At 71.5% G+C, this 23,780-nt stretch carries 21 protein-coding genes and 1 tRNA gene; 7 read left to right on the forward strand and 15 right to left on the reverse strand.

Translation table 11 applies throughout. The features are described 5' to 3' along the window. Nucleotides 1–69: 69 nt before the first annotated feature. From nusG to ACFY04_RS25175, 3 genes are all read right to left on the reverse strand, one after another. Nucleotides 70–987: a transcription termination/antitermination protein NusG gene (gene nusG, locus ACFY04_RS25165; RefSeq protein ID WP_389119758.1), complete on the reverse strand. Its 918-nt coding sequence runs from the start codon at nucleotides 985–987 to the stop codon at nucleotides 70–72. 84 nt (nucleotides 988–1,071) lie between these two features. Beyond that, nucleotides 1,072–1,353, reverse strand: a complete 282-nt coding sequence (gene secE, locus ACFY04_RS25170; RefSeq protein ID WP_030388883.1) for a preprotein translocase subunit SecE — start codon at nucleotides 1,351–1,353, stop codon at nucleotides 1,072–1,074. A 106-nt stretch (nucleotides 1,354–1,459) separates the two neighbouring features. Beyond that, a tRNA-Trp gene (locus ACFY04_RS25175) sits at nucleotides 1,460–1,532 on the reverse strand. A 193-nt stretch (nucleotides 1,533–1,725) separates the two neighbouring features. On the opposite strand from ACFY04_RS25175, the gene ACFY04_RS25180 reads away from it, so the two are divergent. Next, nucleotides 1,726–2,952, forward strand: coding sequence for a pyridoxal phosphate-dependent aminotransferase (locus ACFY04_RS25180; protein WP_389119760.1), 1,227 nt, complete (start codon nucleotides 1,726–1,728; stop codon nucleotides 2,950–2,952). Nucleotides 2,953–3,230: 278 nt separating this feature from the next. Here ACFY04_RS25180 and ACFY04_RS25185 read toward each other — a convergent pair whose 3' ends face one another. Next, nucleotides 3,231–4,202 (reverse strand): MTH938/NDUFAF3 family protein, encoded by a 972-nt coding sequence (locus ACFY04_RS25185; RefSeq protein ID WP_389119762.1) that lies wholly within the window; start codon nucleotides 4,200–4,202, stop codon nucleotides 3,231–3,233. 130 nt (nucleotides 4,203–4,332) lie between these two features. Between ACFY04_RS25185 and ACFY04_RS25190 the strand changes: the two genes are divergently transcribed. Further along, nucleotides 4,333–4,722, forward strand: a complete 390-nt coding sequence (locus ACFY04_RS25190) for a VOC family protein (protein WP_389119764.1) — start codon at nucleotides 4,333–4,335, stop codon at nucleotides 4,720–4,722. 50 nt (nucleotides 4,723–4,772) lie between these two features. On the opposite strand, the gene ACFY04_RS25195 is transcribed toward ACFY04_RS25190, so the two are convergent. The 5 genes from ACFY04_RS25195 to ACFY04_RS25215 form a co-directional block, all read right to left on the reverse strand. Then, nucleotides 4,773–5,243 (reverse strand): SRPBCC family protein, encoded by a 471-nt coding sequence (locus tag ACFY04_RS25195; protein ID WP_389119765.1) that lies wholly within the window; start codon nucleotides 5,241–5,243, stop codon nucleotides 4,773–4,775. A 174-nt stretch (nucleotides 5,244–5,417) separates the two neighbouring features. After that, on the reverse strand, nucleotides 5,418–6,536 hold the full coding sequence (locus tag ACFY04_RS25200) for a GDSL-type esterase/lipase family protein (RefSeq protein WP_389119859.1): 1,119 nt from the start codon (nucleotides 6,534–6,536) through the stop codon (nucleotides 5,418–5,420). A gap of 346 nt (nucleotides 6,537–6,882) precedes the next feature. Then, complete coding sequence (gene aceB / locus ACFY04_RS25205; RefSeq protein ID WP_389119767.1) at nucleotides 6,883–8,502, reverse strand: malate synthase A; 1,620 nt, start codon at nucleotides 8,500–8,502, stop codon at nucleotides 6,883–6,885. Between the two features lie 252 nt (nucleotides 8,503–8,754). Further along, complete coding sequence (locus ACFY04_RS25210; protein WP_389119768.1) at nucleotides 8,755–9,366, reverse strand: NTP transferase domain-containing protein; 612 nt, start codon at nucleotides 9,364–9,366, stop codon at nucleotides 8,755–8,757. Continuing rightward, nucleotides 9,333–9,515, reverse strand: coding sequence for a hypothetical protein (locus ACFY04_RS25215; RefSeq protein WP_389119769.1), 183 nt, complete (start codon nucleotides 9,513–9,515; stop codon nucleotides 9,333–9,335). The genes ACFY04_RS25210 and ACFY04_RS25215 overlap by 34 nt, the downstream gene beginning before the upstream one ends. 88 nt (nucleotides 9,516–9,603) lie before the next feature. Between ACFY04_RS25215 and ACFY04_RS25220 the strand changes: the two genes are divergently transcribed. Then, on the forward strand, nucleotides 9,604–11,091 hold the full coding sequence (locus tag ACFY04_RS25220; RefSeq protein ID WP_389119771.1) for a PLP-dependent aminotransferase family protein: 1,488 nt from the start codon (nucleotides 9,604–9,606) through the stop codon (nucleotides 11,089–11,091). A 22-nt stretch (nucleotides 11,092–11,113) separates the two neighbouring features. Here ACFY04_RS25220 and ACFY04_RS25225 read toward each other — a convergent pair whose 3' ends face one another. From ACFY04_RS25225 to ACFY04_RS25235, 3 genes are all read right to left on the reverse strand, one after another. Continuing rightward, nucleotides 11,114–11,587, reverse strand: coding sequence for a hypothetical protein (locus ACFY04_RS25225; protein WP_389119773.1), 474 nt, complete (start codon nucleotides 11,585–11,587; stop codon nucleotides 11,114–11,116). A 113-nt stretch (nucleotides 11,588–11,700) separates the two neighbouring features. Continuing rightward, nucleotides 11,701–12,336, reverse strand: a complete 636-nt coding sequence (locus ACFY04_RS25230; RefSeq protein WP_389119775.1) for a response regulator — start codon at nucleotides 12,334–12,336, stop codon at nucleotides 11,701–11,703. After that, on the reverse strand, nucleotides 12,333–13,673 hold the full coding sequence (locus ACFY04_RS25235; RefSeq protein ID WP_389119778.1) for a sensor histidine kinase: 1,341 nt from the start codon (nucleotides 13,671–13,673) through the stop codon (nucleotides 12,333–12,335). The genes ACFY04_RS25230 and ACFY04_RS25235 overlap by 4 nt, the downstream gene beginning before the upstream one ends. 134 nt (nucleotides 13,674–13,807) lie before the next feature. Here ACFY04_RS25235 and ACFY04_RS25240 point away from each other — a divergent pair, with 134 nt between their 5' ends. Beyond that, a complete protein-coding gene (locus ACFY04_RS25240) occupies nucleotides 13,808–14,896 on the forward strand; it encodes an ABC transporter permease (RefSeq protein ID WP_389119780.1) in 1,089 nt (362 codons plus the stop codon). Next, the gene (locus ACFY04_RS25245) at nucleotides 14,893–15,603 is read left to right on the forward strand and encodes an ABC transporter ATP-binding protein (RefSeq protein WP_389119781.1); all 711 of its coding nucleotides are present in this window, start codon (nucleotides 14,893–14,895) and stop codon (nucleotides 15,601–15,603) included. Before ACFY04_RS25240 ends, ACFY04_RS25245 begins: the two co-directional genes overlap by 4 nt. Before the next feature lie 131 nt (nucleotides 15,604–15,734). On the opposite strand, the gene ACFY04_RS25250 is transcribed toward ACFY04_RS25245, so the two are convergent. Then, on the reverse strand, nucleotides 15,735–16,538 hold the full coding sequence (locus tag ACFY04_RS25250; RefSeq protein ID WP_389119784.1) for an IclR family transcriptional regulator: 804 nt from the start codon (nucleotides 16,536–16,538) through the stop codon (nucleotides 15,735–15,737). Between the two features lie 336 nt (nucleotides 16,539–16,874). On the opposite strand from ACFY04_RS25250, the gene allB reads away from it, so the two are divergent. Further along, nucleotides 16,875–18,209 (forward strand): allantoinase AllB, encoded by a 1,335-nt coding sequence (allB, locus tag ACFY04_RS25255; RefSeq protein ID WP_389119862.1) that lies wholly within the window; start codon nucleotides 16,875–16,877, stop codon nucleotides 18,207–18,209. Nucleotides 18,210–18,223: 14 nt separating this feature from the next. After that, nucleotides 18,224–19,345: an allantoicase gene (gene alc, locus ACFY04_RS25260; RefSeq protein ID WP_389119787.1), complete on the forward strand. Its 1,122-nt coding sequence runs from the start codon at nucleotides 18,224–18,226 to the stop codon at nucleotides 19,343–19,345. A gap of 327 nt (nucleotides 19,346–19,672) precedes the next feature. Here alc and ACFY04_RS25265 read toward each other — a convergent pair whose 3' ends face one another. Then, nucleotides 19,673–20,410: an SDR family oxidoreductase gene (locus ACFY04_RS25265; protein ID WP_389119790.1), complete on the reverse strand. Its 738-nt coding sequence runs from the start codon at nucleotides 20,408–20,410 to the stop codon at nucleotides 19,673–19,675. A gap of 170 nt (nucleotides 20,411–20,580) precedes the next feature. Further along, nucleotides 20,581–23,688 (reverse strand): DNRLRE domain-containing protein, encoded by a 3,108-nt coding sequence (locus ACFY04_RS25270; RefSeq protein ID WP_389119792.1) that lies wholly within the window; start codon nucleotides 23,686–23,688, stop codon nucleotides 20,581–20,583. Nucleotides 23,689–23,780: the final 92 nt, after the last annotated feature.

A 23,780-nucleotide genomic window follows, 5' to 3' on the forward strand; every position in this document is an offset into this window, starting at 1 on the left:
AAAAACCGAGCAGGTCAGACCGCCCTTCACGGGGCGATCTGACCTGTCCGGAAGCTGTCGCTCAGAAGATCAGTTCTTCTGGATCTGGTCGAAGCTGAGCTCGACCGGGGTCTCGCGGCCGAAGATCTCGACGAGGCCCTTGACCTTCTTCGAGTCGGGGTTGATCTCGTTGATGGTCGCCTGCAGCGTCGCGAACGGGCCGTCGGTGACGGTGACCGAGTCGCCGACCTCGAAGTCCAGGACCTCGATGGTGCGCTTGACGGCGGGCGCGGGCAGACCGGCCTCTTCCGCGGCGGCCTTGGCGGCCTTCTCCTGCGCCTCCGGGGCGAGCATCTTGACGATCTCGTCCAGGGTCAGCGGGTACGGGTCGTACGCGTTGCCGACGAAGCCGGTGACGCCAGGCGTGTTGCGGACGACACCCCAGGACTCGTTCGTCAGATCCATGCGGACGAGAACGTAGCCGGGCAGCTTGTTCTGCCGGACGTTCTTGCGCTCGCCGTTCTTGATCTGGACGATCTCTTCCTCGGGCACCTCGGCCTGGTAGATGAACTCCTCGACGTTCAGCGAGACGGCGCGCTGCTCCAGGTTGGCCTTCACGCGCTTCTCGTAGCCGGCGTAGGTGTGGATCACGTACCACTCGCCGGGGAGCAGGCGAAGCTCCTCGCGCAGGGCCTGGATGGGGTCGACGGGCTCGGCGGGCTCGACCGGAGCGGCTTCTTCGGCCTCTTCCTCGTCGGCCTCGACGTCGTCAGCAGCCTCTTCGGCCTCGGCCTCGGCGTCGACCTCGACCTCGGCGTCAAGCTCGGCGTCGTCCTCGTCCTCGTCGGACTCGACGTGCAGCGCGGCCTCTTCGGCGGCGACACCCGCCTCGGCGTCGGCGAGTTCGGCCTCGTCGGGGTCCACAGCGTCTGCCGCCTCGACGATGTCGAGCTCGTCCTCGACGGACTCGACGGAGTCGTGGCTCGCGTTCAGGTTCGGGTCAGACACGGTGGCTGCTTCTTCCTGGATACAAAAGGTGGTGGTACATGCGAAAACGGGCGACACCCATCAAGGCGCCGCCCCCCGCGGGGATCAGCCGAAGACGAACTTGATGGCCTTTTCGAACCCAAAGTCAATCACGGTCACCAGACCGATCATGATGACGACGAAGACAATCACCACAGTGGTGTACGTCGTGAGCTGGTTGCGAGTGGGCCAGACAACCTTGCGGAGTTCCGCGACGATCTGGCGGTAGAAAAGCGCGAGTCGGCCCAGAGGGCCCTTCTTGCCGCGCTTGCCGCCCTTGCGGGCCTTCTTCTCGCGCGTCTCGTCCTCGGCGTCAGGCATGTCGATGGAGCCCAGGGCGTCCGTCACGTCTCTCACCTGAATCCGGGTCGTGGCCGTACCGCGCCCGGTTGCGCCGCACGGCGTTGCATCTAAGTACGTACCTGCGCACACACGTCCGAGATGGAGTGTGGAGCAGGGCCGGAGGGACTCGAACCCCCAACCGCTGGTTTTGGAGACCAGTGCTCTACCAATTGAGCTACGACCCTTTGCGTCCCCCAACCTACCGCATCCGAGCGAGTGCACGGAGTGCTCACGCTTTGCAGCGGCTGGCGAGGTCCAACGACAGGTGAGTGTACGTGAACCGGACCGTGACGTCGAACAGCACCCGAGCTGACATGCGCCGGTCCGTTGAGTGAAACGGTGTGCGGCGCTTCTTTGCCGTCTGGGACGATTGCCCACATGACCTCTGCAACGCCTTCCTCCGAGCGCCGGGTGTCCGCCCGTATCGGCGCCATTTCCGAGTCCGCCACCCTCGCCGTGGACGCCAAGGCCAAGGCCCTCAAGGCCGCCGGGCGCCCGGTGATCGGCTTCGGTGCCGGCGAACCCGACTTCCCGACCCCGGACTACATCGTCGAGGCGGCGGTCGAGGCCTGCCGCAACCCCAAGTACCACCGCTACACGCCGGCCGGCGGCCTGCCCGAGCTGAAGGCCGCCATCGCCGCCAAGACGCTGCGCGACTCCGGCTACGAGGTGGATGTCTCGCAGGTCCTGGTGACCAACGGCGGCAAGCAGGCGATCTACGAGGCCTTCGCGGCCGTCCTGGACCCGGGTGACGAGGTCATCGTCCCGGCTCCGTACTGGACCACCTACCCGGAGTCCATCCGTCTCGCCGGCGGTGTCCCGGTCGAGGTCGTCGCCGACGAGACCACCGGCTACCGCGTCTCCGTCGAGCAGCTGGAGGCCGCGCGCACCGAGCGCACCAAGGTCGTCCTGTTCGTCTCCCCGTCCAACCCGACCGGCTCGGTCTACAGCGAGGCCGACGCCCGCGCGATCGGCGAGTGGGCCGCCGAGCACGGCCTGTGGGTGCTCACGGACGAGATCTACGAGCACCTCGTCTACGGCGAGGCGAAGTTCACCTCGCTGCCGGTCCTGGTCCCGGCCCTGCGCGACAAGTGCATCGTCGTCAACGGCGTCGCCAAGACGTACGCGATGACCGGCTGGCGCGTGGGCTGGGTCATCGCCCCGCAGGACGTCATCAAGGCGGCGACCAACCTGCAGTCGCACGCCACCTCCAACGTCTCCAACGTGGCCCAGGTCGCCGCGCTGGCCGCCGTCTCGGGCAACCTCGACGCGGTCGCGGAGATGCGCAAGGCCTTCGACCGCCGCCGCCAGACGATGGTGAAGATGCTCAACGAGATCGACGGCGTCTTCTGCCCGACCCCCGAGGGCGCGTTCTACGCCTACCCGTCGGTCAAGGAGCTCATCGGCAAGGAGATCCGCGGCAAGCGCCCGCAGAGCTCCGTCGAGCTCGCCGCCCTGATCCTGGACGAGGTCGAGGTCGCGGTCGTCCCGGGCGAGGCCTTCGGCACCCCCGGCTACCTGCGCCTGTCCTACGCCCTGGGCGACGAGGACCTGGTGGAGGGCGTGTCCCGCATCCAGAAGCTCCTGGCGGAGGCCAAGGCCTAGGCCTGACGCGGCCCGCAGCACGACCCGAGTGGCGGGGGGGGCCCGGGGGGGGGGGCCCCCCCCGCCCCCCCCCCCCCCCCCCCCCCCCCCCCCCCCCCCCACCCCCCCCCCCCCCGCCCCCCCCAACCGCGGCGGCCCCCCCCCCCCCCCCCCGGGGGGGGGGGGCCCCCCCCCCCCCCCCGCCCCCCCCCGCCCCGGCGCCGGCCCCCCCCCCCCCCGCGCCCCCCCCCCCCCGCGGGGGCGCGCCCCCCCCCCCCCCCGCCGTGTCCGTGCCCGGCTCAGCAGGTCGAGTGGAAGAGGCCGCCGACCCGCCCGTCCCGCGCCAGCCGGTTGTAGATCTCCACGGCCTCGGCCGTCTCCGCCACGTGCACCTCGACCCCGGCCGCCCGGAGCACCTCCAGCGTCTCCGGAACGACCCCGAGGCGCTTCTCCATACCCTGGCTCAGCACGACCGCCGTCACCCCGAGACCGAGGAGCTCGCGCACCTCCTGGGGGTGGATGCCGGGATCGTGCCGCGTACCGTGCTCGGACCAGTCCCAGGGGCGGCCACCGCCAGGGTAGAGCTTGAAGTCCTTGCCGGGGGCGAGCCCCTCGGCCTCGATCCGGCCCCACGAGAGGTGAGTGATGCGCGGGGACCGGCCGGCGGCCGGGGCGGACACCGGGGGAGGGGTCCACAGCATCAAGTTGCTCATCAGCTCGGCCTGTTCGATCGCGTCGTCCAGGGCGTGGTGCGTGTGGCGGCGCCGCGACAGCAGTTCGCGCGGCATCCGCCCCTTCACGGCGGCTCGCAGCGGTACCCGCGCCTTCGCGGCGTAGAGGGTCTTCATGTCCAGGCAGCCGGAGTGACCGAAGGGGCTGTCCCCGCCGAACCGGATCAGGTACCAGTACAGGAAGGTCCAGTCGAAGGAGGCCGGGTAGCCGCACATCACGGGCTGCGCCCCCGCGGACACCTCCCGTACCCAGGCACGGAATTCGGCCATGGCCGCCGCCGGATCGGCGCCCTCCCGCACCAGGCGGTCGCGGTCCAGCCCGCTCACGGCCAGCGCCTCGGGCACGAACTCCTCGCTGATGGGCCGCAACTCCCGGTAGAAGGTGAGCTGTTCCGGATCGGCGGCCGTATACGAAGCGCCGTCCTGGCGGCCCGCGACCGAGGCCCCGAAGCTGATCATCGAATACGGTCCGGGGATGGGCCCGTCGGCCTCGATGTCGACGGAGATGTAGAGACTGGGACGTGCGTTACGGGCTGCCATGCGCCCGAGCATGCCAGCCCCCCTCGCGCCGATCACCCCGATTTCCGCCGCGTGCCGGCGTGCGGAATCGCCGCCCAGCCGTCCCGGAGGGACCATGGGAAGCGGGGCTCCCCGGACCGGAGGAACAGCCATGTTCGAAAACAGCAGGGCATTCAGCGGATTCGCGGTCGACGACCTGGAGAAGGCCAAGGAGTTCTACGGCACGACCCTCGGCCTGAGCGTCTCCGAGGATCAGGAGATGGGCCTGCTCCGCCTCGACCTCGAGGGCGGCACCACGGTCATGGTCTACCCGAAGGAGGACCACCGGCCCGCGAACTACACGATCCTGAACTTCCCCGTGGAGGACGTCGAACGGGCCGTGGACGGGCTCACCGCGCGCGGAGTCGCGTTCGAGCGCTACGAGGGCTTCGAGGCGGACGCCAAGGGCATCGTGCACGGCGAGGACGGCATGCCCACGATCGCCTGGTTCAAGGACCCGGCGGGCAACATCCTGTCGGTGCTGACGGACGCCGGCCGCTGACCTGCCCGCCGGGCCGGAGCCATGAGCGGCGAGCCATCAGCGGCGAGCCGTCAGCGCCGAGCCGCCCGCTGCGGCGCCAGCGCGCCGGCGTGCTCGCGTACCGCGATCCTGGCGAGCTTCGTCAGCATCATGCCGTTGCGGATGGCGACGATGTAGTCCACGGGGAGTCCGTGCATCCGGGTGCCGGGTCCCCGCAGGGGGTGCCAGTCGAGGGTGAACAGGGTGTTCTCACCCCAGGGGACCAGGTGCATGGCGATGCGCGCCGCGCCGAAGGGTTCCGCGCGCGCTTCCAGCTCCAGGCGGCGTTCCGGTTCGCACCGGCGGACCACGCACGTGTCGTCGAGGGTGAGGGGGCCGGTGCCGACCCGTACCTTCAGGCGGGTCCCCACGTCCGGCCAGTGCGGATCCGCGGCGAGGACCCGCCGGGTTCCCGTGACCCACTCGCCGTAGCGGTGGCCGTCGGACAGCAGGCGCCAGACCTCGGACGGCGTGCTCAGGATCAGGCGGCGGTTCCGGGCCACGCCGATCACGCTCCCTCCGGATGCGGCGCGCCGCGTCGGGCCGCGGTCCGTCGCCCAGTCCGTCACCCCCAGACTCGCGCCGAAGGGCCGTCAGCGCAGTCCCACTGACCCGAACGGGCCCCACGGGGCTCCACCGGGCCGCGTCGCCCGGTGGAGCCCCGACGGCGGGACCGCTCAGGAGGCCGGGGTCAGGAACATGCCCGTCTGGTCCCCGCCCGCGGTGTTCTTGCAGCTGAAGCCGGAGCTCGCGGGCTGCGCCACGACCAGGGCCAGGCAGCGCCCCGCGGCCAGCTGGCCGAAGTAGTTCGGGTGCATGGACTCCTGGATCAGCCCCTGCGACTCGTTGTTGTCGATCCAGCGCGCCCACTCGCTCGTCTTCGCCGAGGCCGGCACGGTGGAGCTCACCTGCTTGCTGGCCTTCGCGCACACCTCGCGGCCCTGCATCATGTCCCGCAGGTCCAGGAACTGCGCGCCCTTGGCCGCCGCGACGCCCTTGATCCGGTTCGCTATCTGCGGCACGAGCGAGTCCCGCGCCCAGTCGGAGTCCCGGTTCCAGAAGGGGCAGCCGCCGGTGTTGAGCCGGCTCCAGTCGCTCTGGGTGTACCGGTTCTCCGCGCCGCGCGGGATCGGCGACGGGTAGGACTGCAGCACGATCCGGTACGAGGAGTCGGCGTACCCGGCCGCGCGCATCACGGCCCGGATCTCGTCCACGGACTTCCCGACCTTGCCCATGACCGCGTCGATCTTCTGGTCGACGCCGTACTGCTGGTCGTCGTAGCAGTACGAGTTCCAGAGGACGAAGTCGAGCGCGCAGTCGGTGATGATGTCGGCGAAGCCGAGGTCGTTCCCGCCGATGGACAGGGCGATGACCTTGACGTTGTGGCTCGCGGCCACCGCGGCGAGCTGGTCGGCCTGCGGGGCCTCGCCCTTGTAGGAGACGCCGCCGTTGGAGGAGCGGAACACGTTGTCCGAGACTGCCCCGGAACAGGCGAGGTTCACGGCGACGTCGGCGATCGCCCCGGCGCTGCGCACCTCGGCGGAGTCGGAGCGGTGGCATCCGCCGGCGGTGGTCCCGTAGACCTTGGCGGGGTCGTAGGTGCTGCCGCTGACCCAGCCCCGGTCGGTCCCGTTCCGGCTGCCGCTGTTGGTCAGGCTGTTGCCCTTCCAGCGCCCGGCCTCGCCGGAGATGTAGCTGTCGCCCATGGACACCACGGCGGTGGGTCCGGTTTCCGGGCTGGCGGCGGAGGTTCCGGCTCCGCCGGCCAGCAGTGCGGCGGTGAGCGGTACGACCATTCCGGCCCCGGCCAGCCGTCGCATCCGACTGCGGTCCCGGTCCTTGTTGACGTTGCGGAATCCGATCACTGCGGAACTCCTGCGTTCGGCCACGCCGAAGTCGGCGACGACTGTGTCGCGTGGCTGGGAAGTGGGGGTACCGCCGGCCGGTGGCATCGGAAAGGTGACACGGGCCCGCTTGTTACCGCTAGGTACAGTCACGTTACGAACGAGTAACGACCGACCGGTCGTTCGGGAGTTGGTTCTTCCTGTTGTGGAACGCAAACGGCTCCGCCCCCGCGCCGTGAGGCGGCGGGGGCGGAGCCGTCAGGCTTCGACCGCTGTGCGTTTCAGCCGAATCCGGGTATCAGCCGACCAGCTGGTCGTAGGCGGGGAGGGTCAGGAAGTCCGCGTAGTCCGCGTCCAGGGAGACCTGGAGGAGAAGGTCGTGGGCCTGCTTCCACTTGCCGGACGTGAAGGCCTCCTCGCCGACCTCGGCGCGGATGGCGGTCAGTTCCTCGGCCGCGATCTTGCGGGTCAGTTCGGCCGTGGCCGTCTCGCCGTTCTCGAACACGACGCCCGCGTTGATCCACTGCCAGATCTGCGAGCGCGAGATCTCGGCGGTGGCCGCGTCCTCCATCAGACCGAAGATGCCGACGGCGCCGAGGCCGCGCAGCCACGCCTCGATGTAACGGATGCCGACCTGGACCGCGTTGCGCAGGCCCTCGTACGTCGGCCGCGCGTCCAGGGAGTCGATCGCGATGAGCTCGCCCGGGGCCACCGAGACGTCCTCGCGCAGCCGGTCCTTCTGGTTCGGCTTCTCGCCGAGCACCGCGTCGAAGGAGGCCATCGCGATCGGGACCAGGTCGGGGTGGGCGACCCAGGAGCCGTCGAAGCCGTCGCCCGCCTCGCGGTCCTTGTCGGCCTTGACCTTCTCGAAGGCGACCTTGTTGACCTCGGCGTCCTTGCGGGACGGGATGAAGGCCGCCATGCCGCCGATGGCGTGCGCGCCGCGCTTGTGGCAGGTGCGGACCAGCAGTTCGGTGTACGCCCGCATGAACGGGGCGGTCATCGTCACCGCGTTGCGGTCCGGCAGGACGAACTTCGCGCCGCCGTCACGGAAGTTCTTCACGATGGAGAAGAGGTAGTCCCAGCGGCCCGCGTTCAGGCCGGCCGCGTGGTCGCGCAGCTCGTAGAGGATCTCCTCCATCTCGTACGCGGCGGTGATCGTCTCGATGAGGACCGTCGCGCGGACGGTGCCCTGGGGGATGCCGACGTAGTCCTGCGCGAAGACGAAGATCTCGTTCCAGAGGCGGGCCTCCAGGTGCGACTCCGTCTTCGGCAGGTAGAAGTACGGGCCCTTGCCGAGGTCGATCAGGCGCTTGGCGTTGTGGAAGAAGTACAGACCGAAGTCCACGAGCGAGCCGGAGGCCGGGCCGCCCTCGAACCGCAGGTGACGCTCCTCCAGGTGCCAGCCGCGCGGCCGCATGACGACGGTGGCGAGCTGGTCGGCCGGCTTCAGCACGTACGCCTTGCCGGTGCGCGGGTCGGTGAAGTCGATGCGGCGCTCGTAGGCGTCGATGAGGTTGAGCTGGCCGAGGACGACGTTCTCCCAGGTGGGAGCGGAGGCGTCCTCGAAGTCGGCGAGCCAGACCCTGGCGCCCGAGTTCAGGGCGTTGATGGTCATCTTGCGGTCCGTCGGACCGGTGATCTCCACGCGACGGTCGTTCAGCGCGGCCGGGGCCGGCGCCACCTTCCAGTCGCCCTCGCGGACCTGTGCGGTGTCCGGGAGGAAGTCGAGGGTGGAGGTCCGGGCGATCTCGGCACGGCGCTCGGCGCGGCGGGCGAGGAGCTCGGCGCGGCGGGGGGCGAACCGCCGGTGGAGCTCGGCCACGAAGGCGAGGGCCGCTTCGGTGAGGACTTCGTCCTGCCGGGGCAGGGGCTCGGCGTCGACGATGGCCAGCGGGGACGGCGCTGGTGCGGACATATCTGTCACTCCTTCAGCGGCGGTGCCTGGCGGCCGCGGGGGAATGCTCGCGCGAGACGGCACGCAGTGCCGTCGGGTGTGGAGAGTTCCGGAATACGGTCGCGGGCGCCGTCTGGGGGTTCAGGGCGCTTCTGACCAGTGGATAGTAATTTCCTCATGGTGGAAGTTCAATGGTTTGTTGATGTCGAGATTCTCTGAGTCGACAGATTCCGCTTTCCGGTGGCCCTCAGTGCCATTGCCGTCACGCCGTGCTCAGAGGAGTCGTACCAGGTCGGGCGGCGTGTCGATGTCGAAGGCCTCCGCGATGTCCGAGCACTCCACCAGCATGAGCTCTTCGGCATGTCGCGCAAGATGCACCCGCGCGCCCTTGTCGCCGGTCGCCGTCGCGGCGATGTCGGCCCAGCGGTCCGCGCCGAACAGCACCGGGTGGCCGCGCTCCCCGTCGTACGCCGCCGCCACCAGGCTCGTGGGGGAGCGGTACGCCGCCAGCACCCGGGCCACCGCCGCCGGGCCGATGCCCGGCTGGTCCACCAGCGAGACCAGGGCCGCGCGGGCGCCCGTACCGGCGAGGGAGGTGAGGCCGACCCGCAGCGAGGAGCCCATCCCCTGCGCCCAGTCCGGGTTGTCCACGACCACGCACCCGGTCAGGTCCGCGCGCTCGCGGACCTCGGCCGCCGAGGCGCCGAGCACCACGTGCACCGGGCCGCAGCCCGCCTCGCGCAGGACCCGTACGGCGTTCTCGACCAGCGGGCGGCCGCGATACGGGAGCAGTGCCTTGGGCCGTCCGCCGAGCCGGCGCCCGCCGCCGGCGGCCAGGAGCAGGCCCGCGATCAGGGGTGGATCGGAGTGTGTGTGGGATGACATGCCACCGATTCTCGCTGCTGGGTGCGCGCGTGTGACCGCCGTGCCAGGGTGCGCCGTACGGAGGCCAGCGCGGCCCCGATCCGCAGCGGACGGGCGATCCGGTTCTCGGCGGCGGCCAGCAGGGCACGTTCGTCACGGTCGGTCAGCATCTCGGGATCTCCTTGCCAATCGGGGGCCAATACAGCGAGTCTGGTCCTCGATTGGCCTGGCCGTCAGAGCCAATCAGGGGAGGTTGGCATGGCAATCGGGCGAGTGGTCCAGACAGCGGACAGAACCATCGGCAGCCGTCAGCTCGCGGCCCTGCTGCCCGCCGGCGTCCTGGCCCGCCCCGGCTACCGGGCGCTCGCCGACGCCGTCCGCACGCTGATCCTCGACGGACGCGTCGCCCTGCACGTCCGGCTGCCCGCCGAACGCGAACTCGCCGAGGCGGTCGGCGCCAGCCGGGCCACCGTCACCGGCGCCTACGACCTGCTGCGCGAGAGCGGCTACGTCCGCAGCCGGCGCGGCTCCGGCACCTGGACCGAGCTCCCCGACGGACACCGCCCGGTCGGAGCCCACGCCCTCCTCGGCGCCGGCGGTTACAGCGCCGACGGCGATCCCGGTGTCGACCTCGCCATCGCCGCCATGGGCGCACCGGAGGGCAGCCTCACCGACGCCTTCGCCCGGGCGGCGACCCGGCTGCCCCAGCTCGCCCGCAGCCCCGGCTACCACCCCTTCGGCCTGCCCGACCTCCGCAGCGCCGTCGCCGACCGGTTCACCCGGCGCGGGCTCCCCACGCGCCCCGAGCAGATCCTGGTGACGGCCGGGGCCCAGCAGGCCTTCTCGCTGGTCGTCAGCCTGCTCTGCGGGCCCGGGGACCGGGTCGTGACCGAGAACCCGACCTACGCCAACGCCCTCGACGCCCTGCGCCACGCACGGCTGTGCACCGGATCCATCGCCGTCTCCGACGCGGGCTGGGACCTGGAGATAGCCGAGTCCACCCTGCGCCAGACCGTGCCCAGGCTGGCGTACGTGATCCCCGACTTCCACAACCCGACGGGCGCGCTGATGCCGCCGGAGCAGCGGCTGCGGCTGCTCGCGGCGACCCGCGCCACCGGGACCTGGCTGGTCGTCGACGAGACGATCGCCGACATCGCGCTGGACGTGGCCGCACCCGCGCCGCTGGCCTCCCTCGCCCCGCGCGGGGGCGCGGACCACGTGATCACCATCGGCTCGCTGAGCAAGACGCACTGGGGCGGGCTGCGGGTGGGGTGGATCCGGGCCACCGCGAAGATGATCACGGAGCTGACGGCCGTACGGGTCTCCGCCGACATGACCGGCTCGGTGCTCGACCAGCTGGTCGCGCTCCCGCTGCTGGACGGCATGGACCGGGAGCTTCCCGCACGGCTGGCGCAGCTGCGGAGCCGGCGCGAGGCCCTGGTGCAGGCGCTCCAGCGGCACACTCCGGAATGGTCCTGGCAGGTCCCGCCGGGCGGACTCTCGCTCTGGGTCGACCTGGGCGAGCCGGTCAGCTCCGCCCTGGCCGAGCGGGCCGCCGCGGCCGGGGTGCACATCGGCCGCGGCGCGCGCTTCGGGGTGGACCCGGGCACCTTCGAGCACCGGCTCCGGATCCCGTACACGCTCCCCGCCGACCGGCTCGACGAGGGGATCCGCCGCCTCGCGAGCGCCTTCCACGACGGGGTCCCGCTGCCGTCGGCGGTGGAGCGGCCGCACTGGGTCGCGTAGGGGGTGTCCTGCCGGTCCGGCCCTACGCGGACCTGCGGAAGTACCGGTTCGCCGCCGGGCGGAACATCAGCACCACCGCCGTCAGCACGGCCGCCAGATGGACCGTCCTGCTGACGCCGAAGACCCACTCCAGGGCGTCCGCACGAGCGAGCGCGGCGGAGAGCGATCCGCCGTCGAGGAGGTACCCGAGCGGTTCGACCACCAGCGAGGCGGTGCCGAGGATCCCGAGGCCGATCGCCAGGGTGATCCGGGCCCAGCCGGCGCCGCGGCGCATGCGTAAGGCGACCAGCACGGCGGCGGTGAACACGGCCAGCCGCACCGCCAGACCCGCACCGATCCCGTCGGCCGGAGCCCGGCCCGCCATCAGCGCGGTCTCGAAGGCGCCCGCGGCCACGGCGGTGACCCAGAGCGCGAAGGCGGCCCGGACGGCGGCGGGCGGCGGGCCGGGGTCGCGGCGCTCCGCCGCACGGCGCGCGGGGATGGAGGTGGCAGGCATCGTGGGCTCGCTCTCGTTCCGGGGACTCGATGGCTCGACACCCCCGATGCTCCCGTCGGCGCGCGCCGCGCACCCGCCTGCAGCCCCGCCTGTCCGTCCTGGGGCCAGCCCCCCTACGGGGTGCGGATCAGCCTGCGGGTGGCGGCCGCCGCGACCGCCGAGGTGCGGGAGTCGACGCCGAGCTTGGCGTAGATGTGCACCAGGTGGGACTTGACGGTGGCCTGGCTGAGGAAGAGCTTCTTGGAGATCTGCTGGTTCGACAGGCCGTCCGCGACCAGCTGCAGCACCTCCAGTTCCCGCTTCGTCAGCGCCTCGGCGGGGGTCCGCATCCGGTCCATCAGGCGCAGCGCCACCGCCGGGGCCAGCGCCGACTGGCCCGCCGCGGCCGTCCGTACGGCCGCCGCGAGCTCCTCCGGCGGGGCGTCCTTGAGCAGGTAGCCGGAGGCGCCCGCCTCCACCGCCGCCAGGATGTCCGCGTCGGTGTCGTACGTGGTCAGCACCAGCACCCGGGGCGCGCCCGGGCGGGCGGTGATCAGGGCCGTCGCCTCGGAGCCGTGCATACCGGGACCCGGTCCGAACTGGAGGTCCATCAGCACCACGTCCACCGGTTCACGGGCGGCCAGCTCCACCGCCCGCTCGGCGGTCGCCGCCTCGGCCACCACCGCGAAGTCCGGTTCGGTGTCCAGCACCGCGCGCAGCCCGGCCCGGACCACCGGGTGGTCGTCGGCGAGCAGGAGACGGACGGTCACAGGGCCTCCACGGCGTCCCGATGTTCCGCGTGATCCGCGTGATCCGCGTGATCCGCGTGATCCGCGTGTTCCAGGTGTTCCAGGGCCAGCGGCAGGGTGACGGCCACGGCGGTGCCCTGGCCGGGGTCGGACTCCACGGTGAACAGCCCGCCCAGGGTCTCGGCGCGCGAGCGCATCGCGGGCAGCCCGAAGCCGCCGTCGCCCGCGCCGGAGGCGACCGAGGACGGGTCGAAGCCGTGCCCGTCGTCGACGATGTCCAGGGTGACCGAGGCGTCCATGAACGTCAGGGTGATCTCGGCGCGCCCGGCCCGCGCGTGCCGCACCACATTGGCCAGCGCCGACTGCGCGATCCGCAGCAGGGCCACCTCGTACGGCGTGGGCAGCACCCGCGGGCTGCCGCTCAGCGAGAACCGCACGCGCGGTCCCGGGACCCCCGCGCACAGCCGCTCCAGGGCAGCCGCGAGCGACCCTCGCTCCAGGTCCGGCGGGGTGAGGGCCCGTACGAAACGACGCGCCTCGGCGAGGTTCTCCTGGGCCGCCTCGCGCGCCCGGGCGATGTGCTCCAGCGCCGGAGCCTCCCCCGGCAGCGCCCGCTCGGCCGCCCGCAGCAGCAGCTGGATGGAGGACAGCCCCTGGGCGAGGGTGTCGTGGATCTCCCGGGCGAGGCGCTCCCGCTCGGCCAGGATCCCGGCGCCCCGCTCGGCCGCGGCCAGCTCGGCCCGGGTGGTGATCAGCTCCTCGATCAGCTCCCGGCGGCGCTCGCTCTCGCGGTACAGCGCCTGGTAGCCCAGTACGGTCGCCACCGCCACCGCCCCGCCCAGCAACGGCCCGAGGAAGGCCCCGGGGGTCACCGCGCTGCTGTGCGCGAGGAATCCGGCGATGGCCGCGCACGCGGTCACCGCGACGGCCGCGACCCCCCAGCGCAGCCGCAGCAGGTGCAGCTCCAGGAAGTACAGCGGGAAGGCGATCCACAGCCCGTCGGGGCAGACCACGAGCAGCGCCGCCCAGGCCGCGCCGAGCCCGGCCAGCCACAGCGCCCCGGCGCGCGGCGAGCTGTGCACGGCGGGGGCCCGTACGCCGCCCGCGTAGACGGCGGCGAGCACCGCGCAGGCGGCGATCACCCAGCCGGCCCGGGGCGCGGAGTCGGTGACGGCCCGCCCGGCGGCGAGCGCGAGCAGGCCGAAGAGCAGCGCGTGCAGGCACAGCCGCAGCACCTTGGACACGGGCGTCAGGGCACGCGTGGCGGGGAGGGCGGGGAGGGTGGGGCGAGCGGGGAGGGCGGGGCGAGCGGGGACGGCGGGGCGAGCGGGGACGGCGGAGGAAACGGGAGCAGTCATGTCCGGACCAGCGTAAGTGGGGGCGGACCGGACCCGGTCAACCGAAAGTTTGATGTCCCGGCGCACCCTTCGATACGAGGATCACTACTGGGGCGCGATGCCTTGTGTCCACGCGGAAGACCAAGGTGGGGAACATGTTCGTCGCATGGAGAGATCTACGGTTCGCCAAGGGCCGATTCGCCCTCATGGGTTCGGTCGTGCTGCTCATCACGCTGCTGGTGGGCCTGCTGTCCGGGCTCACCTCCGGCCTGGCCCGGGAGAACATCTCGGCCATCACCGGTCTGCCCGCCACGCACCTGGCCTTCGCCGCGCCCACCGGGGACCAGAAGGTGTCCTTCACCAACTCCCAGGTGCCCGAGTCCGCCTGGCTGGCCTGGCGCAGGCAGCCCGGGGTGAAGGCGGCGGAGCCGCTCGGCATCCGCACCACCAACGCCGTCTCGGGTGAGCGCACCGCCGCGGTCTCGGTCTTCGGGGTGGACTCCGCCGGGGGCCTCGCACCGCGGAACGCCGGCCTCACCCAGGGCCAGGTGGTCCTGACCGAGAAGGCCGCGAAGGAGCTGGGCGGCCTGACCGCCGGGGCCAGGCTCAGGATCGGCCCGCTGGAACTGACCGTGGCGGGCGTGTCCGGGACCGCCGCCTACAGCCACACCCCGGTCGTCTGGACGGACCTCAACGACTGGCAGCGCGTCGGCAACCCCGGCACCTCCATCGACACCCTCGCCACCGTCGTCGCCGTCTCCGGTGGCGGCGGTGTGGACCTCGGCGCGGCGGACAAGGCCGCCGCGACCAAGGCGCAGACCGTGGACGAGGCCCTGGGCGCCATAGGCTCGTACCAGGCCGAGAACGGCTCGCTGCAGCTGATGCGCGGCTTCCTGTTCGTCATCTCCGCCCTGGTGATAGGCGCCTTCTTCACGGTGTGGACGATCCAGCGCAGCGGCGACATCGCCGTCCTGAAGGCACTGGGTGCCTCCACCCCGTACCTCCTGAAGGACGCCCTCGGCCAGGCGGTCGTGATGCTCGCCATCGGTACCGGGCTGGGCACCGCGCTCGCCGCCGGCTTCGGCGCGCTGATCAGCGGCGGCCCCGTGCCCTTCGTCCTCGACGCCGCCACCGTGCTCGTCCCCGCCGCGATCATGATCCTGCTCGGCGCGCTGGGCGCTGCCCTGTCCATCCGGCGGATCACCGCCGTCGACCCGCTGACCGCCCTCGGGAGCGCCCGATGACCCTCCTCGTCCACGACGTCACGCTGACCTACCCCGACGGCGAGAGCCGGCTCACCGCCCTCGACGCGGTCGGCCTGGAGGTGCCCGCCGGCACGCTGACGGCGGTCATAGGCCCCTCCGGCTCCGGCAAGTCCAGCCTGCTCGCGGTCGCCGCCACCCTCGTCACCCCGGATTCCGGCCGGGTCGTCGTCGCGGGCCAGGACACCACGAAGCTCGGCCCCGCCGAGAAGTCGGCCCTGCGCCGGGAGAAGATCGGCATCGTCTTCCAGCAGCCCAACCTGCTGGCCTCGCTGACCGCCGCCGAACAGCTCCAGGTCATGGCGCACCTCTCCGGCCGCCCCCCGCGTGCGCTGCGCCGGCGGGCGCTGGAGCTGCTGGACGCGGTGGGCCTGGCCGACAAGGCCGACAAGCGCCCCCACCAGCTCTCCGGCGGCCAGCGGCAGCGGATCAACATCGCCCGCGCCCTGATGAACGAGCCCGCCGTGCTGCTGGTCGACGAGCCGACCAGCGCGCTCGACCACGAGCGCGGGGCGGCCGTGCTCGACCTGCTGGTCACCCTGACCCGGGAGCGCTCCACGGCCACGGTGCTGGTCACGCACGACCACGCGCACCTGGAGCGGATGGACCGTACGGCGACGATGACGGACGGCAGCCTGACGCTGAGCCCGGCCCCGGCCCCGGCCCAGGCCGCGGTGCCGGCGCCCTGAGCGGCGTACGGAAAGGCATACGAAGCCATACGGAAGGCATACCGAAGGCATACCGAAGGCACACGGAAAGGCCCCGGCCGCCCCTTCGAAGCGAGGGGGCGGCCGGGGCCTTTCCGTACGCCTGCGCGAACCTACGCGGGGCTCTGGTTGGCCAGGGCCACCGAGAGCTCGGCGGCCACCCCCTGCAGGATCGGCACGAAGGACTCGGCCACGGCCTCCGTGACCCGGCCCGCCGGACCGGAGATGGAGATCGCGGCGGCGGTCGGCGAGTTCGGCACCGACACGGCGAGGCAGCGGACTCCTATCTCCTGCTCGTTGTCGTCGACCGCGTAGCCCACCTTGCGGACCTGCTCCAGCGCGTCGAGGAAGCCCTCGGGCGTGGTGATGGTCTTCTCGGTCGCCGCCGGCATCCCGGTGCGGGCCAGCAGGGCCCGTACCTCGTCGGCCGGGGTGTAGGCGAGGAGCGCCTTGCCCACGCCGGTGGAGTGCGGCAGCACCCGGCGGCCGACCTCGGTGAACATGCGCATGGAGTGCTTGGACGGCACCTGGGCGACGTAGACGATCTCGTCGCCGTCGAGGAGGGCCATGTTCGCCGTCTCCCCGGTCTCCTCGACCAGGCGGGCGAGGTAGGGGCGGGCCCAGGTACCCAGCAGGCGCGACGCGGACTCGCCGAGGCGGATCAGACGGGGGCCGAGGGAGTATCGTCGGTTGGTCTGCTGGCGTACGTAGCCGCACGCCACCAGCGTGCGCATCAGGCGGTGGATCGTGGGCAGAGGCAGACCGCTGGCGGCGGAGAGCTCGCTGAGGCCGACCTCGCCCCCGGCATCGGCCATGCGTTCGAGCAGGTCGAAGGCGCGCTCAAGAGACTGGACGCCACCGCTGGCGGCGGGGGTCTTCGAGGAAGCGTCGGTGGTGCTGGCGCTGGACGTCGGCACGGCGCGGTCCTTTCGGTGCTGGCAGGCAAGGGAGCAGCCTACCCGGCGGTCGGCGTCCGCCCCAGTGCTGGGGTCGAGGTCGTCCCCGCCGGTCAGAGAGGGTTTGTCCTGGTGGCGGACGTCCTCCGGAAGTTGTCCGCCCGGTTGCCGGTGGTGGTAGCTACATTCTGTATAGCGAAATCTTAATTCCATCCTGTGGAAACATCCAATTGCGGTCCTGGTGTGTCAGTGCTCCGTCCGGACGCTCTTGACTGGGTACCGATCGCCGGGAAGACTCCGTCAACAGAACGTTGAATTTCGCTCTGTGGAAGTGGATGGGGAGGTTCGGTGGCCGACGTGGCTGTGGAACTGGTACTGCGCTCGACGCGCGTCATCACCCCCGAGGGGACGCGCGCCGCTTCGGTGGCCGTCGCCGGCGGGAAGATCGCGGCCGTGCTGGCGTACGAGGCCGAGGTACCGGCCGGAGCCCGGCTGGAGGACTTCGGCGACGACGTCCTGCTCCCCGGCCTGGTCGACACCCACGTCCACGTGAACGACCCGGGCCGCACCGAGTGGGAGGGCTTCTGGACGGCCACCCGCGCCGCGGCGGCCGGCGGCATCACCACGATCCTCGACATGCCGCTGAACTCCCTGCCGCCCACCACGACGACCGGCAACCTGCGCGTCAAGCAGGAGGTCGCCCGCGCCAAGGCGCACGTGGACGTCGGCTTCTGGGGCGGCGCCCTGCCGGACAACGTCAAGGACCTGCGCCCGCTGCACGACGCCGGGGTCTACGGCTTCAAGTGCTTCCTGTCGCCCTCGGGCGTGGACGAGTTCCCCGAGCTCGACCAGGAGCAGCTGGCCACCTCCCTCGCCGAGATCACCGGCTTCGGCGGCCTGCTGATCGTGCACGCCGAGGACCCGCACCACCTGGACGCCGCTCCCGTCGTCCCGGGCCCCAAGTACGCCGACTTCCTCGCCTCCCGGCCGCGCGACGCCGAGAACACCGCGATCGGCAACCTGATCGCCCAGGCCAAGCGGCTGAACGCGCGCGTGCACGTGCTGCACCTGTCGTCCTCCGACGCGCTGCCGCTGATCGCCGCCGCCAAGGCCGAGGGCGTCCGCATCAGCGTCGAGTCCTGCCCGCACTACCTCACCCTCACGGCCGAGGAAGTGCCGGACGGTGCCAGCGAGTTCAAGTGCTGCCCGCCCATCCGCGAGGCCGCCAACCAGGACCTCCTGTGGGACGCGCTCGCCGACGGCACGATCGACTGCATCGTCTCCGACCACTCGCCCTCCACCGCGGACCTGAAGACCAGCGACTTCTCCACCGCGTGGGGCGGCATCTCCTCCCTCCAGCTGGGCCTTCCCGCCATCTGGACCGAGGCGCGCCGCCGCGGCCGGACCCTGGAGGACGTCGTCCGCTGGATGTCCGCGGCCCCGGCGAACCTCGCGGGCCTCACCCAGAAGGGGGCCATCGAGGCCGGCCGCGACGCCGACTTCGCCGTCCTGGCCCCTGAAGAAACGTTCACTGTGGACCCGGCCGAGCTCCACCACCGCAACCAGGTCACGGCGTACGCGGGCAAGACCCTGCACGGCGTCGTCAAGTCCACCTGGCTGCGCGGCACGCAGATCGCCGACCACGGCACCCCGACCGAGCCCACGGGCCTCCTCCTCGAAAGGCAGAACTGACAGTGGCACAGCGTTTGACTGGACTGGCTTCCTTCACCGGCAACGCGAACCCGTACGGAGGCGGCGACCCGTACGCGGACTACCGCACCGCGGACTTCCCGTTCACCCAGTACGCGAACCTCGCCGCCCGTGAGCTGGGCGCCGGTGTCATCGCCGCCAACGACGAGTTCTTCGCCCAGCGCGAGAACCTCCTCATCGCCGAGGCCGCGCACTTCGACCCCGAGCACTTCGGCCACAAGGGCAAGATCATGGACGGCTGGGAGACCCGCCGCCGCCGTGGCGTCTCCGCCACCCAGCCCTGGCCGACCGCCGAGGACCACGACTGGGCGCTCGTACGCCTGGGCGCCCCCGGCGTCATCCGCGGCATCGTCGTCGACACCGCCCACTTCCGCGGCAACATGCCGCAGGCCGTCTCCGTCGAGGCCACCAACTGGGCGGGTGCCCTCGCGCCGACCCCGGAGGAGCTCCAGGGCGACGACGTGAAGTGGACGACCATCGTCGCCCGCACCCCGGTCGGCGGCCACGCGGCCAACGGCTTCGAGGTGGACGCCCCGCAGCGCTTCACCCACCTGCGCGTCAACCAGCACCCCGACGGCGGCATCGCCCGCCTGCGCGTCTACGGCGAGGTCCTGCCCGACCCGAAGTGGCTCGACGCGCTGGGCTCCTTCGACGTGGCGGCCCTGGAGAACGGCGGCTCCGTCCAGGACGCCTCCAACCGCTTCTACTCCCCGCCGACCAACACCATCAACCCGGGCCGCTCCCGCAAGATGGACGACGGCTGGGAGACCGCGCGCCGCCGTGACAACGGCAACGACTGGATCCGCTACCAGCTCGTCGCCGAGTCCGAGATCCGCGCCGTCGAGATCGACACCGCGTACCTCAAGGGCAACTCGGCCGGCTGGGCCTCCCTGTCGGTCAAGACGGGCGAGGAGGGCGAGTGGACGGAGTTCCTGCCGCGCACCCGCCTGCAGCCCGACACCAACCACCGCTTCGTCCTGGACGCCCCGGCGGTCGGCACGCACATCCGGATCGACATCTTCCCGGACGGCGGCTTCTCCCGCCTTCGCCTCTACGGCTCGCTGACGGAGGGCGGCGCGGCGGCGCTGACCGCCCGCCACCAGGAACTGGGCGGCTGACCCCGCACTTCCGACCGCCCCGGGGGCCGACACTCCCGGGGCCGCACACCCTGCGGGGGCGCACCGGCACCGGTGCGCCCCCGCGGTGGTTCTCGTGGTTCCGGGACCGGCTACGGGGGAGTCCCGGACCGGTCACGGGGCTGCGGTCCCCGGGCCCGCTACGGCGCTGCGGTTCCTGTCCCGGTCACAGGGGCTGTCGCGGGGGCGGTCGCGGGGATGCCCAGCGCGGCGACGACCTCCTCGTCCTCGAAGTCTCCGGTGGGCGTGAAGCCGAGCTCCGCACCGCGGTGTCGGCCCGCACGCCGGGCGAGGGCTGCCCGGCGAGGTCTACGCTGCGTGGCCTCCGTCCACCGCGAACTCCGCCCCCGTGACGTAACCGGCCTGTGGCCCGGCGAGGAAGGCCACCACTTCGGCGACCTCCGATGCCTTCCCGAACCGGCCCAGCGCCGTCATGGCCGCCTGCGGGCCCGCGTACGGTCCGTCCGCCGGGTTCATGTCCGTGTCCACCGGCCCCGGGTGCACGATGTTCGCGGTGATCCCGCGCCCGCCCAGCTCCCGGGCGAGGGACTTGGTCAGCCCGATCAGCGCCGACTTGCTCATGGCGTAGAGCGTCCCGCCCGGACCCGGCACCCGCTGGGTCATGCAGCTGCCGATCGTGATGATCCGCCCGCCGGACCCGAGGTGCGCGGCCGCGGCCTGCGTCGTGTGGAACACCCCGCGTACGTTGACCGCGAGTACGCGCTCCACGTCGGCCGGGGCCAGCTCCGCCAACGGCCCGAGCACGCCCACACCGGCATTGTTCACCAGCACGTCGAGCCGCCCGAACCGCCGTACGGTCTCCCCGACGGCGTTCGCGGCCTGGGCGGCGTCCCCCGCATCGGCCCGCAGCGCGACCGCCCGCCGCCCGAGCGCCTCCACCTTCCCGACGACCTCGGCCGCGGCCTCCGCGTCGCTGACGTAGGTGATCGCGACGTCGACCCCGTCCTCGGCGAGCCGCAGTGCGACGGCCGCCCCGATCCCCCTGCTCCCACCGGTCACCAGGGCCGCGGTGTTGTTGCTGTCCATGCCGTTCCTCCCGCATCGATTTGGTTGCTGTTTCAATCAAATCGCGGCGGGATCGACCCCGCTGGCAGGAATCCGACCTGGCGTTCCGAGCGGGGGAGCGGGAACGCCGGAACGCCCTGCCAGGAGTGATCTCCCGGCAGGGCGCTCGCGGTTGAGACCGTTCGTCCCGACTACCCGATCGTCAGGAAGGTGTTCCAGCCGTCCTCGTCGCGTCCGACCGCGCCTCCGACGGTGCTGGTTCCGCCTTGGAAGAGCCATTGGTTCCCGTTGTTCCCGACGGCCCAGATGTCGGGGATGCCGTCACCCGTGGCATCGGGAGTACCGAGGACCTTGGGGTAGTCGGCCCTGCCCCAGCCGGTGCCCGCGTAGGCGTAGTCCTGGCCGCCCGCGGCACTGGCGCCGTCCTTGAGGGAGCCGAGGTCGACTCCGCCGTTCGTGCCCGGCTTGCCCTTGCGGAGGACGAGACCACGGTTGGGGTTCGCGTTGTCGCGGTAGAGGAGGTCGGGGACCTTGTCCCCGCTGATGTCACGGACGCCGACGACGTCGCGGGAGTCCCAGACCGTGTTGGCCACCTGCTTGTAGGAAGTGAAGCTGGACCCGGTGTACCCGGAGAAGAGCCAGAGCACGTCGCCCGCGATGGCGAACATATCGGCGAAGCCGTCGCCGTCGACGTCCTCGGTGACGACGATCTGCCGGAGGGTCGCCGGGTTGGGCGCACCCGTGGGCAACAGGATCTCAATGCGGCGGCCGACATCGAACTGGCCGATGCCGATGCCCGGATAGACGTACAGCTTGCCGTCGGGCATCCGTGCGATCAGGTCGGTGAGGCCGTCGCCCGGGTACCAGTCCGTGGAGTGACCGATGAGCGCGGACTGGCCAGTGGCGACATCTTTCCAGTAGCCAGGGGCCACGGGCGTGCCGTTCTCGACCGCGCCGGGGATGTAGGCGTCGGTGTCACCGATGCTGTCTCCCGCGTACGTGCGCAGGTTGCCGTCCTTGTCGATGGCCAGGAGGTCGGGGTTGCCGTCTCCGGTGACATCGCCGGGCTTGTCCTGGCCGGCCCTCGGCTTGACGAGGAACCCGTAGACGCTCTGGTTGGAGATGTTGCCGGACTTGCTGACGGTGCGGACGTAGAGGACGTTCGGACCGGAGGTGTCCACCTGGAGCGGGACGGAGGCCGCATCGCTGCCGGCAGCAGGCACGGCCTTCTGGTCGAAGAGAGGCCGGTTCAGGCTCCACTGGTACTCGCGGATTTCGTCCGCCTTGGCGCCGTTGCCCTTGATGGTGAAGGTCTGCCCGGGAGTGCTGGCGGGCTCGGTGCTCCACTCGGTGAAGTTGTCGCCCTGCGGCGGGAAGGCGGCGGAGGAGACGGCCGGGTTGGGCGGGACGGTGTGGCTGACGGTGAAGGTGCACCAGGCGCCGCTACCGGATTCGTGCGGCCCGCTGCCCGACCACGCGCCGTCCTTGTCCGTGGCGCGGGAGAGCCAGTAGTACGTCTGGCCATCGGTGAAGGTGGTCAAGGGCACCTGGGCGCTGACGACGCCATCGCTGTTGGGTTCGAACCACTGGTCGAAGACCGGCGGTCCACCGGCGGCGTTCCACACCTCGACCTGGACCTTGTCGAGGTTGCCGTCGCGGTCGGTTCCCTTCACCTGGAAGGTGATGTCGGTCTTGCCGATACCGGTCCCGGGCCAACTGGTCAGGCACGGGCCGCCGGGGAAGGTCTGCATGTTCGCCGCGGTCGGGGTGTCCGGGCGCGAGTTGTAGACGACCTCGATGTACGGAGCGGTCTCGCCGTTGGCGATGAACTTCTTCCAGTAGTACGAGTCCGACTCGTTCGGGGCGGCGAACCCCAGGGACAGCGCCCCCCAGCCGCTGGTGGCGGCTTCGGCGACGAGGCCCTTGATGTCGGGTGCGATCCAGTTGTCGGGGCACGAGCTGTTGTAGCCGTATCCCGCGTACTCCGAGGCGACCACTCTGCCCCAGTGGGCCGCGTTGTCGGTGTTCTTCCAGGTACTCGACGACGTGATGTACGGGGTCGAGTAGATGAGCATCTGTTTGCTGTCACACGACCACGAATAGGTCTGCAACGCCCGGACGCTGGCCGAGACGATTTGGGAGCCGTGGAGCTGGCTGCCGAAGTCGAAGTTGAAAATGGAGCGGGAGGTGCCGCCGCTCGAGGACTCGTATCCGACGCGGGCTTCGTTCGTGCCGCTCGCGTTGTAGTTCTGCCCGTTGTAGAAGCTTGAATTTTCTGCTGTCTTGTAAAGCAGGGTCCAGGCGTGCTTGTGCCCCTTGAATGAGGGGTCGATGAAAACCGGATATACCGTTTCCGGAGCATTGAGCAGTGCATTGTCCGGGGTGAGGGACAGTGCGTTGTCGGCAAGCGTCGCCGCGACGGGCTTCAGGCGCGCGCCCTCCGCGCCGGCCAGGCCGGCCAGGGCCAGCGTCGGGTGCTGCTTGGCGACGGCGGTCGGCTTCCACGCCGGCTGGTTGTCGGTGGTGGCGACCTTGCCGCTGGAGTCCCACATCATCGGGGTCGGCGAGCCCGCGATCTCCTCGCCCTTGGCGTCACGGGCGCTCAGCGCGTCCGACTCGTCGTCCAGATGGAACGTCATGTCGGGGCTGGCCAGACGGTACTTGAGCTGTCCCAGCAGCGGATCGGCCGCGGCCTGCTTGTCCTTGACGACGAGCAGGTGCGAGTAGCCGCCGTCCTGCGCGGTCATCACCAGGTCGATCCCGGGGCGGACGTTCTCGTACAGGGCGCGCGGGCCGTCGATGACAGGAGCGGGCAGCGCACCGGGCCAGCTGACGGTCATGTCGTGGCCGCCGGTGTTCAACCGGACCAGCTCGGTCCACACTTCACCGGGCGCGTCCTGCCGCAGCGCCACCCGGGACACGCCACGCGCGGCACGCCCCTCACCGCCCGCCTGCCCCGCCGACCCGCCGCTGAAGAAGACGCGGCCGTTGACGGCCTTGGCCGCGTAGCCGCCCTCCACCCGCTCCAGAGAGGTGTCGATCGGCTTCCACTTGCCGTTCACGTTGGCACGGAAGGCCGCACTGTGGATCTGCTTGCGGAACGACCCGTCAGGCCGCGCCCATGTCGTGGTGTTGGCGCTGCGCGCGGCCGTGACCTCGACCTCTTTGCCGCTCTCCTCCGCCATCCGCCGAGCCTGCGGCTCGGCGACCGGAGCGTCCTTGTCGGGCCGGCTGTGCGACTTCCCGTCGCCGACCACGTGCACACCGGCCGGCACTGCGACAGCGGCGGCGAGCAACACGGCCAGACCCCCCAGGGCACGCCGGCGCCTGTACCACCTACGCGCCGGTACGGGGGCTTCTGCTGATCCAGCCCCTTTTGGCGGACTTTGGC

The sequence above is a fragment of the Streptomyces sp. NPDC001549 genome (assembly GCF_042894025.1).
Classification (GTDB): Bacteria; Actinomycetota; Actinomycetes; order Streptomycetales; family Streptomycetaceae; genus Streptomyces; species Streptomyces kutzneri.

Coding starts and splice junctions, on each gene's coding strand:
- ACFY04_RS25245 (WP_389119781.1), top strand. CDS start 14,893: ATGACCCTCCTCGTCCACGACGTCACGCTGACCTACCCCGACGGCGAG.
- ACFY04_RS25200 (WP_389119859.1), bottom strand. CDS start 6,536: ATGGTCGTACCGCTCACCGCCGCACTGCTGGCCGGCGGAGCCGGAACC.
- aceB (WP_389119767.1), bottom strand. CDS start 8,502: ATGTCCGCACCAGCGCCGTCCCCGCTGGCCATCGTCGACGCCGAGCCC.
- ACFY04_RS25220 (WP_389119771.1), top strand. CDS start 9,604: ATGGCAATCGGGCGAGTGGTCCAGACAGCGGACAGAACCATCGGCAGC.
- ACFY04_RS25235 (WP_389119778.1), bottom strand. CDS start 13,673: ATGACTGCTCCCGTTTCCTCCGCCGTCCCCGCTCGCCCCGCCGTCCCC.
- ACFY04_RS25215 (WP_389119769.1), bottom strand. CDS start 9,515: ATGCTGACCGACCGTGACGAACGTGCCCTGCTGGCCGCCGCCGAGAAC.
- ACFY04_RS25225 (WP_389119773.1), bottom strand. CDS start 11,587: ATGCCTGCCACCTCCATCCCCGCGCGCCGTGCGGCGGAGCGCCGCGAC.
- ACFY04_RS25210 (WP_389119768.1), bottom strand. CDS start 9,366: ATGTCATCCCACACACACTCCGATCCACCCCTGATCGCGGGCCTGCTC.
- ACFY04_RS25185 (WP_389119762.1), bottom strand. CDS start 4,202: ATGGCAGCCCGTAACGCACGTCCCAGTCTCTACATCTCCGTCGACATC.
- ACFY04_RS25180 (WP_389119760.1), top strand. CDS start 1,726: ATGACCTCTGCAACGCCTTCCTCCGAGCGCCGGGTGTCCGCCCGTATC.
- ACFY04_RS25265 (WP_389119790.1), bottom strand. CDS start 20,410: ATGGACAGCAACAACACCGCGGCCCTGGTGACCGGTGGGAGCAGGGGG.
- ACFY04_RS25190 (WP_389119764.1), top strand. CDS start 4,333: ATGTTCGAAAACAGCAGGGCATTCAGCGGATTCGCGGTCGACGACCTG.
- ACFY04_RS25240 (WP_389119780.1), top strand. CDS start 13,808: ATGTTCGTCGCATGGAGAGATCTACGGTTCGCCAAGGGCCGATTCGCC.